A 12,604-nucleotide genomic window follows, 5' to 3' on the forward strand; every position below is an offset into this window, starting at 1 on the left:
CTATACCTCCTCTTCCAAGACGGCCTCTTCCACCTCCACCCGGACGGGCACCCAGGCGGTGTCCTCGTAGAGGGCAATCTCCACGGGGACTTCCAGGGCCAGGGCGTTTTCCCCCACCAGGAGGCCTTCCTCGTCCAGATAGGAGAGGGCGATATCGTTCAGCTTGGCGTGATAGTCCTCCCCCACGTGCAGGGGGGTGTCCCACATATAGAGGAGAACCCCAGCGAGGAGCTGGTCCAGCTCCTCGCTGGAGCGGGCATAAAGCTCCAGGCGGATACGTAAGGTGCCTCCATAGAGCCTGCGCCGGGTCTTGACGGGCCCGGCCACTATCCGGCTCCCGTCCCGCTTGAGGGCGCCGGAGAGGGGCTGGACCAGGGCGGCGGGGGCCATCCGGTAGGCCTCCTCCCGGCTCCGGCCCACCAGGACCCGGGTGGGGGGAAGGCCCGCGTGGGCGCAGGCGGCCTTGAGGTACTCCAGCACCGGGGCGATCACCGCGTCGCCTCCTTCATCCACTCCAGGAGGAGGGCCTTGGCCTCCTCGCGGTCTTCCTCGGTGAGGCCCAGGAAGGGGCGGGCGGGGATGTAGACCTTCCGCCCCCTCCCGGCGTAGCCCCCGAATTGGTGGATGCGGGCGTACTCCAGGTTAGTGCCCACGTAGATGCGGCTTCCCGCCACCTTCCAGGAGATGGAGTTCTTCAGGCGGGCCGTGACGACCAGGGGCTTGCGCAGGGCCACGCGCCTCTGGGCGGCGGCGGAGATCCCGCCCCGCTTGAGCCGGTCCCTGGGCCGCACCTCCTTCGCCAGGGTGGCGGGGGAGAGGGGCGGCCAGGGGGAGCCGTCCGGGGCCCGGCTCTCCTCAAAGCGGCGGTGGGTGCGGGCGAGGATCCCCTCGGCGATGGCCTCCTTGACCTTCTGGGGGACGCCCCGCCCGAGCTTTCTCAGGGCCTCGTTTAGCTCCCGCCAGTCCCCTTTGAGGCGCACGCCCATCAGAAGTCCTCCAGGCTCTCCCGGGAGAAGACCCGCTTCCCCCGGACGGCGGCCCCGCCCTTGGGCCTCGCGGGCTCCCCCGTGGGGGGGAGGGGCAGGGAGGCCTTGCCCACGGCCACGTCCCGAAGGAAGGCCACGGCGTCCCGGTATCGGGTGAGGGCGGCCTCGTCGGCGGTGCCGGGCCGGATGCCCCGGCGGAGCATGAGGCGGTAGACGGCGATGTCCACCGCCTTGGCCTTCAGCACCTCGGGGAGGGAGGGGAGGGGGAGGGCGTAGCGCTGGGCGAGGTAGCTCTCCACCTCGGCCCAGGCCTCCCTCAGGGCGGCTTCGGCCCGGGCCTGGCCCTCGGGCGTGAGGACCCCCGCCCCCTCCTCGTCCACCAGGTAGAGGAGGGCGTCTAGGGGGAGGGCTTGGCGGAGGTCCTCGAGGGTGATCATGCGCCGGTGCCGGTGCCGGTGGAGCCGTAGGCCAGCTGCCAGAAGAGGTAGCCCGCCGCTTTACGCTCGTAGACCCCGTAGATGAAGACGTTGCGCTTGAAGACCTCGTCGGAGGTCTCGGGGTCGTCCTTCGCCACCCACTCGGGGCGGCTCCGCCGCTGGAGGACGAAGGGGCGGATGGCCTGGCTCCCATCCACCAGGAACCAGTAGGTCTCGTACTCCTCCACCAGCCAGGGGCTGACCAGGATCTCGGCCTTCCCGTAGTCGGGGTTGGCCCCGCCCGAGGGCAGGGTGGGCACCCCCACGATCTCGTAGGCGGTGCTCTCCAGCCCGGGGCCCACCACCAGGTAGATGGGCTTTTGCAAGAAGAAGCCCAGGGGGTAGCCTCGGGCGTCGGTGAGCTGCCTCATCTGGCTCAGGGCCTGACGGAAGGCCTCCCGGGTCAGGGGAGCATTGCTCGCGTTCTGGAAGGTCCGCTTCCCCACCGTGTGGGAGCCGAAGAAGGGGCGGCCGTCGTAGCCCTTCTGCTGGAACCCCTTGCGCAGGAGGTCGGCGATGAGGAGGTCGTCGTGCTCGGCCCACCTCCGGGCGTACTGGAGGGCGGTGATGCGGATGAGGTCCATCTGGTCGTCTTCCACGTCCGTGCGGGACACGGCGAAGGTGGCCTCCCAGTCGGCGTTGGTGATGGCGAAGGTCTCGGCGGTGAGGTTCTGAACCTGCCGCTCCCCCTCCCAGAGGCGCATGGTGGGCATGTTCTCCATCCAGGCGTAGTAGTTGGCCCGGCCGTTGGACTGGACCTCCAGGGCCAGCTTCGGCCAGAGGGGGGTGTACCCCTCCTTGGCCTCAAAGACCAGGGCCTTGAGGGTCCGGCTGAGGGCGCTCAGGTTCTCGCGGTTCAGGATCATCTACCACACCTCCACCCAGACGTAGTCCGGTTCCACCTTCAGGGCCCGGCCCGCCTTGGAGCGGCCCGTGCCCGTTTTGCCCACGGTGTTGGGCCCGGTGGCGTACACGTCCCGCCCGAGCTCCGTGGGCCCCACGGGGTCGGCGGGGTCGTTCTCAAAGCGGAACACTCCCCGGCGCACCAGGACCTTCTTCGCGCCGTCCGTCCCCCCGGTGTTGTCCACCGTCTCCTGGGCCACCCCCAGGGCGATCTTCCCGGTGCCGGGGGCCGCCTCCTCGGCGTAGCCCCCGCTCACCATCACCAGGGCTCCCTGCCGGATGACGGCGTTCGCCTTCACCGGGAGGGGGATGAGGTACTCGTCCGCCCAGCGCTCGGTGTCAAACATCACTCACCTCCAAACCGCTTCAGGGCCTCCTCGGAAACCCTGAAGACCTGGGCGAGCCTGCGCAGAGGCTCGTCCTCCTCCAAGGCCTTCCGCTCCGCCTTGGGCAGCTCCACGGGCACCAGCCGGGGCATCCCCTCCAGGGCCTTGCGGGCGGCCTCGAGGTCGGCCCGGGCCTGGGCGAGCCAGAACTCCCGCTGGTGGGGGAGGATGCGCCCTTCCTCCAGGGCCTTACGCACCAGGGCCTGGGCCTTCTCCTCCCGGGTCTGGACCTTGATGGCTTCCAGCTCCTTCCGGGTGCGCTCCAGCTCCTCCAGGGCGTCCTGCGCGGCCAGGAGGCGCAGGAGCTTGGCCTTGAGCTCCGTGGGGTCCTCGGCCCCGAGCCCCACCTCCAGGACCACCCGGCCCACGGCGGCCTCTCGCTTGAGGTCCTCCAGGGCCTGGAGGGCCGCCTCCTCGGTGGCCTCCGGGTCCAGTCCTAGGGCCTGCCTGAGCTTTTCCAGCATGTCCGCCTCCGCTTCGATGCGCTTTTGGAACCGGATGCCGGGGTTGTTGGTGAGGGCGAAGGAGTGGTAGCCCAGCACCCGGTGCCTGCCCATCTCGTCCGGGGTGGGGTCGTAGTAGAAGACCGGGGAGACGTAGGCGTACTCTCCCTTGGCCACCCGCTCGCGGCCCGTTTCCGACCAGTCCACCAGGCCGTAGACGAAGCCGTCCTCCCCCACCACCAGCCCGGTGATGAACCCCGCCGCGGGGGCCTCCTGGGCCTGGCCCTCCTCCACCCGCACCGTCTGGTGGTGGAAGTCCAGGACCCAGGGCACGCCCCGGGCCCTAAGGTCCTCCAGGGCGGCCTGGAGGCTTTCCTCGTCGTAGAGGAAGACCGTCCCGTTCCCCACGAACTCCCCGAAGGGGTGGAGGGGGATGCGGTCAGGCGCCTCGGCCAAGGCGGCGCGCAGCGTGCCGGAAAAGGTCGGGGTGGAGGTATCGGTATTCTTGGGGAAGCCGGTCAAACTCGTCATAGGGCCGCCTCAGCACCACCCCCCAGTAGGCGCGGTTCTCTGCCCTCGCGGTCTCCGGGGAGAGGGGCCAGCTAGGCCCCGGCCCCTTGAGGCTGAGCGTCCGCGCCCTTGCGAAAGGTGCCGTCCCGGTTGAAGAGCGCCACGATCTGGTCAATGGCCCAGCCCAGGATGGGGTCCGGGATCCAGGCGGGCCAGAAGCCGAGGATGGCGTTCACCACCTCCTTGACCCGCTTCATGGCCTCCTCCTTCTTCTGGAGGCCCGGGACCCCGTCCATGAGGTCCTCCACCACCAGGACCGCGAGCCCGAGGGCGAAGTAGGCGATACGGATGACCTTGAGCATCTTTCCCTCCAAAAGGTTTTGCCCCCGGGCTTCCCCGGGGGCACGTTTCCCACCTTAGCCCCAGTTTAACCCAGGGGGTGGGGGGGTGTCAAATCTAGAGCCTGCTCCGCACCTCCACCACCCGGCCCACGATCTCCGCCACCTGGTCCAGGGGAATGACGGGAGGCCCGTTCTCCTCGGGGTTGGTGGAGTAGAGGGCCCCGTTCTTGAGGAGCTTCACCACGTACTCCCCGTTCTCCAGCCGGGCCACCACGATGGCCCCTGGGTGGCCCTTGTCCTCGGTGTTGACGATGATGACGTCCCCGTGGCAGATGGGGCGCTTCCCGGCGCACATGGAGTTGCCCCGCACCTTGAAGGCCGCGAGGTGCCGGGCGTCCCCCTTGACCCGCACGGGGACGGTGCGCTCCTCAATCTCCTCCAGCTGGGAGGGGCCGCCGCCTACGTAGCCCACCACGGGGACGTGAACCTCCTCCCGTTGCCCTAGGGTGGGTACCTCGTCTTCGTAAAGCTTGGCGATAAGGTCTTCCACGGGGATGTTAAGGGCCAAGGAGAGGCGGACCACGGTGTCTAAGGAGGGTTTGATCCACTTATTCCCCACTTTGCGGCCCAGGACAAGGTTGTAGACGGTGGTACGACCCAGACCGAAGGCGTCGGCGAACTCTTCCAGGCGCCGCATGCCGAGGCGCTTCATGGCGGCCAGGATTTCCTCGGCGAAGGGGCCTTCCAACCGCGCTTTCTCTTTTTTCAGTTTTGCGAGTTGGCTGTTTCGCATAGCCCCCCCTTGACGCACATGCGAGAACAGAGTAAACTTCTCGCAGGTGCGTGTAAAGGGGCACGGATATGGTGAACCGGGACCGACTCATAACCCTGATGCGGAGTAGGGGGCTGCGCCCCTCGGACTTGGCCCGCCTCAGCGGCCTTTCTACCGGACATGTGTCCCAGATCCTTAAGGGGGAGCGCACCCGCCTCGAGGTGCGTACCTTGGTGCGTTTGGCGAAGGCCCTAGACGTGCCCGTTCAGGAGTTGCTCTTGGAGGAAAGCGATGTCCTGGCTTCCCGTGGATGAGGCCGCCGCTTCGCTTGGCGTATCCCGCAGGTGGGTGGAGAAGCTCATCCAGCGCTACCGGGTCCCCACCCGCAAGGAGAAGCGCGGCCGTACCTACCGCACCCTGGTGGACGTCAACTTGCTCGCCTTGGTCTTGGGGAAGGGGCCTATCCCGGGGGCCGATGTAGAGGCTTTGCCTCTTCCCGAGAGGGCTCTTCCCACCGCTAGGCCCGCCCTCGAGGCCCACCTCTCCCGGATCGCCGCGGAGGCCCGGGACCTCCCCCGGGGGCTCAAGTGGGACCTCATCAAGGAGGAGGCGCAGCGGCTCGGCGTCACGCCCAACTACCTGGCCCGGCTCCTCCGCCGCTATGAAGCGGGGCAACTCCTGTATGCACGGCGCCCTCGGCGGGACCGGGGAACTCACCGGGTGCCCGCGGAGCTGAGGAAGCTCGTGGTGGGTCTCAAGCTCGCCCACCCCCGGGCGAGCGCCCGGAGGATCCTGCGCATCGTGGAGGCCAACGACCCGGGCCTCCTCCTCTACCGGCCCTACTCCACCGAAACCCTGTTCCGGCTCTCCGAGGCCACGGTGCGGCGCATCCTGCGGAAGGCGGAGGACAATCCCGCCTTCCGCTACGCCCTCCTCTCCGAGGAGGGGAGGCGGGAGTTCGCCCGCACCTGGGCGGGGCACGTCCTGGCCGAGTACCCCATGCAGATGGTCATGGTGGACATGACCAGGTGCGACGTTTTCGTCTACCTCCCCGAGGAGGACCGCATGGTCCGCCTCCGCATCCACGTGGCCCTGGACGTCTACTCGGGGGCGGTGCCCTCCCTCGTCTTCAGCCGGGAGGAGAGCCAGGTCCCCACGGACCAGCTCCTCATCCTCATGACCCAGGACAAGACGGCCATCGTGCCGGACTGGGACGTCCGGGGCGTGCCCGAGCGCATCTACTGGGACAACGGCAAGGTCTACCGCTCAGAGAAGTCGGAGCACTGGGCCCGAACCCTGGGGATTGAGCTCGTCTACTCCAGGCCCCACGTCTCTCACACCCGGGGGAAGGTGGAGCGCTTCTTCGGGGCCTTCCACCAGACTTTTGAGGCCCTGCTCCCCGGCTACGCGGGCTCGGACGCCACGGAGCGGGACTCCTCCGAGCTCCGCCGCCTCCTCCAGAACACCCGGCGCTGGGTGGCGGAGGGGATGCCCCCCGAGCGGGACCCCTACCCCGACCGCCTCCTCCTGGAGGAGGAGTACAAGGGCCGCGCCCTCCAGTGGCTCCTCGGCACCTGGCACCGGGAGCCCCTGGAGGACGGCCTCACCCGTCTGGACCTCTTCCGGGCCTTCGTCCCCCGGCACCGGCTCGCGGACTTCCGCCTGGAGGACCTGTACCTGGCCGCGGCCTACCAGGTGGAGCGGGTGGTGCGGGGGAACGGCACCGTGCAGTACCGGGGGCGCACCTGGTACTTGGACCCCCGCCACGGGAGCCTCCTGCCCTGGCAGGGGCAGAAGGTGGTGCTCCTGGACGTGCAGGTCCTCCCGGGCCAGCCCCTCCGGGTGGCCCTCAAGAACCCGGACGGCACCCTCAAGGTCCTCGGGGAGCTCCTCCCCGAGCCCCTGCGGGCGGACAGCCTCGAGGCCCGCGCCAAGCGGGCGGCCGACCGGGCGGCCATCCGCGCCCTGCAGGAGGAGGCGCGCCGCCTGGTGGAGGAGCTTTCCCCCGCCATGCGGCTTGAGGACATGCTGGAGCGCCTCTCCGGCCTCGCCCCCCTGCCCCGGCGGGAGCGCATCACCCTCCGGGCCCAGGAGCTCCCTGCCCCTTCCCCGGAGGAGATCGCCCGCGGGGCGGAGGAGCTCGCCGCCGAGCTGGAGGACGACCTGGTTCTGGACCCCATCGCCCTGGGGGAGCAGTGGCTCAGGGAGCGCGGCCTGCTGCCCCGGGGCGAGGAGGAATAGGAGGTAGCGCATGGGAAGGAAGGCGAACGGCGACCAGACCTTGGCCCTCATTGACGAGGCCCTGGGCATCGTCATGGGGGAGGCGGAGCTCTGGAAGGACCCCCGGGACGGGTTCATCCCCACGGAGGGGGCGAAGGCCCTCTTGGGGCACCTCCACCTGGTGGCCCAGGAGGGCTTCCCCCTGGCCCTGGTGGTGGGCCCGGCGGGGGTGGGGAAGACCCTCACCTGCCGCTACTGGGCCCGGGAGCACGAGGCCCCCTGGGTGCGGGCCCAGCCCAGCTACTCCCCGGCGGCCCTCCTGGAGGACCTGGCGGTGGAGCTCCGCATCACCCGCACCAAGACGTTCCGCGTCCTCCTCAGCATGGTGCGGGACGCCCTCCTCATGAGCCCCAGGGTGATCTTCGTGGACGAGGCCCAGCTCCTGGACCGCCCAACCCTGGAGACGGTGAAGTACCTGGCGGACGAGACCGGGAGCTCCTTCGTCCTCATCACCTCGGAGGAGTTTGAGGGACAGATCCGGCGCCACCGGGACATTGAGAGCCGCATCGGCACCGTGGCCCGCATAGGCCCCATCTCCCTCCAGGAGACCCAGGCCATCTACAAGGACTCCGGCTACTCCCCGGAGGTCCTGGCCGAGGTCCACACCCTCACCGGGGGGATCCTCCGGGACATCGTGCGGCTCATGCGGCAGATGGACCGGGTGGTGGAGTGGAGCGGCGAGCGGGGCCTCACTAAGGCCGCCTTCACCCCGGCCCACGTGCGCCGGGTGGCGAGCCGCCTGAACCTCGCGGGGGGTGCGCGGTGAGGTCCAAGAAGCCCCCGGAGATACCTGCCGTTAAAGCGGAGGGCACGTACATCTACGTGGCGGAGGAAGGGAAGTGGCCGGAGAAGCCCTACGTCATCCTGACCACGGCCCTCTTCTGGCTCCAGGAGGGGATGCTTTTGGAGCTTCAAGACCTGCGGCCTTCTTCGGTGATGGGCACACTCATGCGTGTAAGAGTTTTGGAAGTTCGCCCGCAAGTGCGTGTCTTCCCCGGCTGGTACGGGCAGGTGGTGGTGCACGTTCTGGTGGAGCCCTTCCCGGAAGGGGAGGAGGCCCTTCGGCTCGTTGAGGAGGTCCTTCGTGAACAGGGTTGATTACACCCTCGAGGCCGCCCGCCTGGTCATGCGCATCCTGGAGCTGCCCGGGCTCATCGGGGAGGTGAAGCGGCAGATGACCGCGCTCCGGGCGGAGAGGCGGGAGCTGGAGCGGTGGATGGAGGCCCGGGAGGCCCAGGCCTACCTCGAGGCCCCCGGCAAGACGGAGCGGGAGCGCCAGGCCCGCGCCAGGGTGCTTCTCGCCCAGGACCTGAAGTGGCAGAAGGCGGGAAAGAGGCTGCAGCAGATTTTAACCCAGCTGGACAAGCTCCAGGCGGAGCTTGAGGTCCTGGAGCACGAGCGAAAGGCGGTCTACGGGGCGCTGGTGGCCCGGCACGCGGAGGCCCTGGAGGCGGCCCTCGCGGCGGGGCTCTTCGGGGCGAAGCCCCCGGCGCCCCGGGGAGGGAACTGATGACGCGGGAAGAGCTCATTCGGCTCCTCAGGGAGGACCCGGAGGTCCGGGCCGCCCTTGTGGAAGCCCTCCGGGGGGCGCGCCCCCGCCCCCTGGAGGAGGCGGGAAGGGGCATCCAAGCCGTCCTTGCCGAGGCCGAGCGGGAGTGGCTGGCCCGGCACGAGGAGGTGCGCCGTGAAGGGTAAGCGGACCAAGCTGGAGGAGTTGGTGGACGAGCTGGCGGAGGAGGGGCTTCCCCGGCACATGCGGGTGGCCTACGCCCTCTACGACCTGGCCCGGGACATGGTGCGGGCCGCCAACGAGGCCCGGGACACGGAGGCGGTGGACCAGGGGGAGCTGGAGCGCCTGGCCCGCAGGGCCCTGGCGGTGGTGGCCGCCGCCCAGGCGGAGAACGACGCCAAGGCGAGGGAGCTCCTCTCCCACCCGCACCGCATGAAGGGGGTGGCCTGTCCATGAGGCCCCGGCCGTTCCGTAGCGTCCTGGACACCATCCGGGGCCACGGCCTCACCCCGGCGGAGCTCCGGGAGCGGGCCCGTTTGGCCCTGAGCCACAAGCAGGCCTTCCTGGCCCAGCTCTACCTGGACGAGGCCGAGGCCCAGGAGGCGGCCCTGCGGGCCTCCCGCTCCCAGGCCTGCGACCTGTGCGGGGGGCGGGGGATGCTGGACGACATCCCCTGCTGGCGGTGCGATCCCGAGCTTTTGGGGCGCCGCCTCGTGGAGGTGCGCCGTGAGGCCTGAGGCCGTGATCCGCCTGGCCCGGGCGAACCCCGGGACCCCCCCCCCCCCCCCCCCCCCCCNGCCTCAAGTTCTGGCTGAGGCCCCTGCGCCTCTGGGACGGGCCCAAGGCGGAGCCCGAGGCCCTTCGCGTCATGGAGCCCTGGCGGATCCTGGAGGCCTGGCTGGAGGGGGAGGATGGGGGAGCGGTCTAAGGGACCGGTGCTCGTGCCCTGCCCGGTGGAAAGGTGCGAGAGGGCCCTCACTGTTCCAGCCCTGGCTCCTGACGGAGCGGTGGGGCTTTGCGTCTGCCTGGCCGTGCGGCTCCGGCTCACGTGGATCTACGGGGGGCCGCCCGAGTACGGGCGCACGCCGCACTTGACCGTCGTGGGGCCTGCAAGGGGGAGGACGTATGATCCGGGAGCGGCTTAGGGAGATGGGCCTGGACCGCCCCCTCCTCACCCCCGCCCCCGCGGCGGCGGTGCTGGAAGTGGGGCGGCCCGCCGTGGAGCGCCTCATTAGGGAGGGGCGGGTCCGCACCGTGCGCGTGGGGCGCAAAGTCTACATCACCGCCGCCAGCCTGGAGCGCCTGGTGGAGGGGGGTGTGCCCGCGGCCCAGGCCGCCTGGCTCGCCCTCCGCCTCATGGAGCGGGCGGGCCTGCGGGTGGAGCTTTTCACGGACCCAAAGGGTGGCTTCCGCGCTTCGGCCGGGGGGAAGGAGGCCCTTGGGGTCTCCCCCGAGGAGGCCCTCCTCGCCCTGGCCGAGGCCTTGGCGAAGGAGGAGGAGGCATGAAGGTCCCCAAGATCACGGACGGGGAGCTTAGGGCCGCGGTGGACCTCCTGCTCATGCGGGGGGCGTGGGGGGTGCCGCGGGAGGAGTTTGGGCGCCACTTCGGCGGGGATCGCCGGGGCCGGGCCATCATCGCCGAGCTCCGCAAGCGCGGGGTGCTCCCCGTGGTGGTGGCCGAGTCCCCCGCCGGGGACGAGGTCTACAAGGTGGCGGACTCGGAGGAGGAGCTTCGCGCTTACCGCCAGAGCCTCCTCTCCCGCATAGAGGAGCTGCACGCGGCGGTGCGGGGTCTGGACCTGGCCTGGCGGCACTGGAAGGCCCACCGCTCCCCCCGCTGGGCCCAGCCCGGCCTGTTTGAGGTGGCCGATGGAGGAGGGCGATGAGGTCCTGGCCGTCCTGGAGGGGCTGGTGGCGCGCTACCCGCGCGAGCGCGGGGGGCTTCTGGTGTGGGCCTTCCTGGACGAGGAGGGGCGCTGGACGCTGGCCCTCTTCCGGGGGGAGGACCTTTTGGAGCTGGACTGGGGCTACGACCTCGAGGCGGTAGAGGAGGCCCTGTGGCGGCGCTACTCAAGCTCACGCTGATCTACGTGGCGGCGGCCCGGGTGGGGCTTCTCCTCCTCCTCGCCTACCTGGCCCTTTCCCGGCGGGGCCCCCTCCCCGAGGGGGCCTCCGTGGGCCTCCTGCTCCTGGCCTCCCTCTTCGGTCTTCTGGGGGTCGTTCTGGCCCTGGTCTGGAGGTGGGTATGAGGCGCGAAGACCATTTCCGCCCCTTTTCCTCGTGGCTTTCGGACCTAGAGCGCGAGGTGGCCCGCCGCACCCAGGCGGTGCCCCTCTTCTCCGGCATCACCGCCCAGGGGTGGCCCTACTGCCCCGGGGTGGGGCGGCTTTCCGCCTCCTTCCGGGTGCCCGGGGGGCTGGTGTGGTGGGGAGAGCAGAGGGGGCGGGCCTACTGGATGTGGCAGCCCTTGAAGCCGGAGGGGTGATGGAGCCCAAGGATGCCCTGACCATCCTCACACAAGCCGCCCTCGAGGGGGCGGCGGGCGGGGAGATCCTGCGGGTCTACCAGGCCCAGGAGACCCTGGCCGAGGCCCTCAGGCTTCTGGAGGAGCGCAGCCGGGCCCTGGAGGCCCTGGAAGCCCGCCACCGGGCGCTGGAGGCCCGCTTCCGCCAGCTGGACGAGGCCCGGGGCCGGGCCCTCCTCCTGGTCCTGGAGGCCCACAGCCTGCTCAGGAGGCAAGCATGAGGAACCTTTTGCTTTTCCTGCTGATCCTGGCCTATCTCAGCACCCTTTCCATGAGCACCGGACATTTGGCCCAGTGGTACGCCCTTTCCCTGGGGGGGCTCCCCCCCTGGCTCGCCTGGGGCCTGGCGGCGAGCCTGGAGTTCACCGCCTTCCTCCTCTCCCTCCTCTCCAACTCCCTCCTTCGGGGCTCGGCCTGGGCGGGGGGTGGGGCGGTAGCCGCCCTGGCCCTGGTGTGGCTCGGCAACGCCCTCTCCATGCACCGGGCCGCCCCCGGGGTGGCCCTCTGGGAGACCCTGGCCATGAGCCTCTTCGTCCCCGTGGGGACCTACGTGGTGGGGAAGGTGGTGGGGGAGATGGTGGCCGTTCAGCCCGGGGGAAGGGGTGTTCAGGGAGCGGCCGAACAGTCCCGGATGACCCCCCTCGCTGTTCGGCCCAAGCCTGAACATGGCCCCCCCCTTGTTCAGCCTTCCGTTCAGGAACTTAGAGCGGTCGTTCAGGGGGGAGTCCCGGAAGCCGAACAAGGGGAGGGAGCTCGTCCGGTCCCTTCCGGCGTCCGGTACCGGGAGCGTCAGGTGGAAAGGGAGCGCACCCTGGAGGTGGACCTGGACGAACGGGGCCTGGCCGTCCTGAACGCCCTGCGTTCGGCGGAAGGGGCCCTCTCCCTTTCCGAACTCTCCCGGCGAACGGGCATTCCCAAGTCCACCCTGGCCGGGAAGCTGAACGGCCTGGCGGAGGCCGGGCTGGTCGTTCGTACGGAACAGGGGTGGACCCTGAAGGAGGAGGGCCGCTATGCATGAACCCCTGGACCTCTGGCGGGCGGCCTGGGTGGCCCTGGCCCTCTGGCGGGTGGAACACGGGGAGGCCCGCTGGGTCCCGGTCCACCCCCAGGACCCCAGGCCCGGGACGTTCGGGGGCCGCGCGGACCTCCACGCCCGCCCCCCCGAGGCCCCGGCCTTCTTGCCCATTTACGTCCCCCCGGTCCCGCCCCTCGGCATAGAGGGGCACAACCTGCGCCTGTGGCGGCACGACGCCCGGGCCTTCGTCCGGGGGCTGGGATACGGGGAACGGCAGCTCATGGAAGCCTACCTGGGCAAGGGGAAGCCCCAGACCCTGGTGAGCTTCAACCCCTCGGCGGGGCGGCTCCAGACCCACGCCCCCCTGGACCTCTTGGACCTCTTCGTGCGCCTCGCCCGCCGGGCCGAGGTAGACACCCCCCCACCCCCCGGGGTAGAATAGGCCTAAGGTGGGAAAC

Annotated in this window: 24 protein-coding genes; 16 read left to right on the plus strand and 8 right to left on the minus strand. The window is 70.2% G+C overall.

What is annotated here, in order from left to right:
- From LXN00_RS00605 to LXN00_RS00640, 8 genes are all read right to left on the minus strand, one after another.
- Nucleotides 1–492, minus strand: a complete 492-nt coding sequence (locus LXN00_RS00605) for a hypothetical protein (RefSeq protein ID WP_234503238.1) — start codon at nt 490–492, stop codon at nt 1–3.
- The gene (locus LXN00_RS00610) at nt 489–986 is read right to left on the minus strand and encodes a phage virion morphogenesis protein (protein WP_071677764.1); all 498 of its coding nucleotides are present in this window, start codon (nt 984–986) and stop codon (nt 489–491) included. The genes LXN00_RS00605 and LXN00_RS00610 overlap by 4 nt, the downstream gene beginning before the upstream one ends.
- Entirely contained in the window at nt 986–1,423 is a 438-nt protein-coding gene (locus LXN00_RS00615) for a gp436 family protein (protein ID WP_234503240.1), read from the minus strand. Before LXN00_RS00615 ends, LXN00_RS00610 begins: the two co-directional genes overlap by 1 nt.
- Nucleotides 1,420–2,328 (minus strand): Mu-like prophage major head subunit gpT family protein, encoded by a 909-nt coding sequence (locus tag LXN00_RS00620; RefSeq protein ID WP_234503242.1) that lies wholly within the window; start codon nt 2,326–2,328, stop codon nt 1,420–1,422. The genes LXN00_RS00615 and LXN00_RS00620 overlap by 4 nt, the downstream gene beginning before the upstream one ends.
- Nucleotides 2,329–2,712 (minus strand): capsid cement protein, encoded by a 384-nt coding sequence (locus LXN00_RS00625; protein WP_054391865.1) that lies wholly within the window; start codon nt 2,710–2,712, stop codon nt 2,329–2,331.
- Nucleotides 2,712–3,725: a phage protease gene (locus LXN00_RS00630; RefSeq protein ID WP_234503245.1), complete on the minus strand. Its 1,014-nt coding sequence runs from the start codon at nt 3,723–3,725 to the stop codon at nt 2,712–2,714. The genes LXN00_RS00625 and LXN00_RS00630 overlap by 1 nt, the downstream gene beginning before the upstream one ends.
- A gap of 71 nt (nt 3,726–3,796) precedes the next feature.
- Nucleotides 3,797–4,066 (minus strand): hypothetical protein, encoded by a 270-nt coding sequence (locus LXN00_RS00635; protein ID WP_054391867.1) that lies wholly within the window; start codon nt 4,064–4,066, stop codon nt 3,797–3,799.
- A gap of 94 nt (nt 4,067–4,160) precedes the next feature.
- Nucleotides 4,161–4,793 carry a helix-turn-helix domain-containing protein gene (locus LXN00_RS00640; RefSeq protein WP_071677768.1) on the minus strand — a complete coding sequence of 211 codons (633 nt, stop codon included), beginning with the start codon at nt 4,791–4,793 and terminating at the stop codon, nt 4,161–4,163.
- Nucleotides 4,794–4,906: 113 nt separating this feature from the next.
- On the opposite strand from LXN00_RS00640, the gene LXN00_RS00645 reads away from it, so the two are divergent.
- The 16 genes from LXN00_RS00645 to LXN00_RS00720 all read left to right on the plus strand — a co-directional run bounded on the left by LXN00_RS00645 (nt 4,907) and on the right by LXN00_RS00720 (nt 12,588).
- Nucleotides 4,907–5,131, plus strand: a complete 225-nt coding sequence (locus LXN00_RS00645; RefSeq protein WP_267962501.1) for a helix-turn-helix domain-containing protein — start codon at nt 4,907–4,909, stop codon at nt 5,129–5,131.
- A complete protein-coding gene (locus tag LXN00_RS00650) occupies nt 5,109–7,058 on the plus strand; it encodes a DDE-type integrase/transposase/recombinase (protein WP_234503248.1) in 1,950 nt (649 codons plus the stop codon). Before LXN00_RS00645 ends, LXN00_RS00650 begins: the two co-directional genes overlap by 23 nt.
- 10 nt (nt 7,059–7,068) lie before the next feature.
- Nucleotides 7,069–7,863, plus strand: coding sequence for an AAA family ATPase (locus tag LXN00_RS00655; protein WP_071677771.1), 795 nt, complete (start codon nt 7,069–7,071; stop codon nt 7,861–7,863).
- On the plus strand, nt 7,860–8,195 hold the full coding sequence (locus tag LXN00_RS00660; RefSeq protein ID WP_234503250.1) for a hypothetical protein: 336 nt from the start codon (nt 7,860–7,862) through the stop codon (nt 8,193–8,195). The genes LXN00_RS00655 and LXN00_RS00660 overlap by 4 nt, the downstream gene beginning before the upstream one ends.
- Nucleotides 8,182–8,607 (plus strand): hypothetical protein, encoded by a 426-nt coding sequence (locus LXN00_RS00665; RefSeq protein WP_234503252.1) that lies wholly within the window; start codon nt 8,182–8,184, stop codon nt 8,605–8,607. Before LXN00_RS00660 ends, LXN00_RS00665 begins: the two co-directional genes overlap by 14 nt.
- The gene (locus tag LXN00_RS00670) at nt 8,607–8,792 is read left to right on the plus strand and encodes a hypothetical protein (protein ID WP_039456870.1); all 186 of its coding nucleotides are present in this window, start codon (nt 8,607–8,609) and stop codon (nt 8,790–8,792) included. The genes LXN00_RS00665 and LXN00_RS00670 overlap by 1 nt, the downstream gene beginning before the upstream one ends.
- Complete coding sequence (locus LXN00_RS00675; RefSeq protein ID WP_039456873.1) at nt 8,782–9,063, plus strand: hypothetical protein; 282 nt, start codon at nt 8,782–8,784, stop codon at nt 9,061–9,063. The genes LXN00_RS00670 and LXN00_RS00675 overlap by 11 nt, the downstream gene beginning before the upstream one ends.
- Entirely contained in the window at nt 9,060–9,344 is a 285-nt protein-coding gene (locus LXN00_RS00680; RefSeq protein WP_126170797.1) for a hypothetical protein, read from the plus strand. Before LXN00_RS00675 ends, LXN00_RS00680 begins: the two co-directional genes overlap by 4 nt.
- A gap of 388 nt (nt 9,345–9,732) precedes the next feature.
- Nucleotides 9,733–10,113, plus strand: a complete 381-nt coding sequence (locus tag LXN00_RS00685; protein ID WP_234503255.1) for a helix-turn-helix domain-containing protein — start codon at nt 9,733–9,735, stop codon at nt 10,111–10,113.
- Complete coding sequence (locus LXN00_RS00690; protein ID WP_039456885.1) at nt 10,110–10,493, plus strand: hypothetical protein; 384 nt, start codon at nt 10,110–10,112, stop codon at nt 10,491–10,493. Before LXN00_RS00685 ends, LXN00_RS00690 begins: the two co-directional genes overlap by 4 nt.
- Complete coding sequence (locus tag LXN00_RS00695; protein WP_039456887.1) at nt 10,477–10,692, plus strand: hypothetical protein; 216 nt, start codon at nt 10,477–10,479, stop codon at nt 10,690–10,692. Before LXN00_RS00690 ends, LXN00_RS00695 begins: the two co-directional genes overlap by 17 nt.
- Nucleotides 10,665–10,856, plus strand: coding sequence for a hypothetical protein (locus LXN00_RS00700; protein ID WP_234503257.1), 192 nt, complete (start codon nt 10,665–10,667; stop codon nt 10,854–10,856). The genes LXN00_RS00695 and LXN00_RS00700 overlap by 28 nt, the downstream gene beginning before the upstream one ends.
- Nucleotides 10,853–11,092 (plus strand): hypothetical protein, encoded by a 240-nt coding sequence (locus LXN00_RS00705; RefSeq protein WP_234503261.1) that lies wholly within the window; start codon nt 10,853–10,855, stop codon nt 11,090–11,092. Before LXN00_RS00700 ends, LXN00_RS00705 begins: the two co-directional genes overlap by 4 nt.
- A complete protein-coding gene (locus LXN00_RS00710) occupies nt 11,092–11,352 on the plus strand; it encodes a hypothetical protein (protein ID WP_126204410.1) in 261 nt (86 codons plus the stop codon). Before LXN00_RS00705 ends, LXN00_RS00710 begins: the two co-directional genes overlap by 1 nt.
- Nucleotides 11,349–12,149, plus strand: a complete 801-nt coding sequence (locus tag LXN00_RS00715) for a helix-turn-helix domain-containing protein (RefSeq protein WP_234503263.1) — start codon at nt 11,349–11,351, stop codon at nt 12,147–12,149. Before LXN00_RS00710 ends, LXN00_RS00715 begins: the two co-directional genes overlap by 4 nt.
- On the plus strand, nt 12,142–12,588 hold the full coding sequence (locus LXN00_RS00720) for a hypothetical protein (protein ID WP_234503266.1): 447 nt from the start codon (nt 12,142–12,144) through the stop codon (nt 12,586–12,588). The genes LXN00_RS00715 and LXN00_RS00720 overlap by 8 nt, the downstream gene beginning before the upstream one ends.
- Nucleotides 12,589–12,604: the final 16 nt, after the last annotated feature.

Source organism: Thermus brockianus (assembly GCF_021462505.1).
In the GTDB taxonomy this organism is placed as follows: Bacteria; Deinococcota; Deinococci; order Deinococcales; family Thermaceae; genus Thermus; species Thermus hydrothermalis.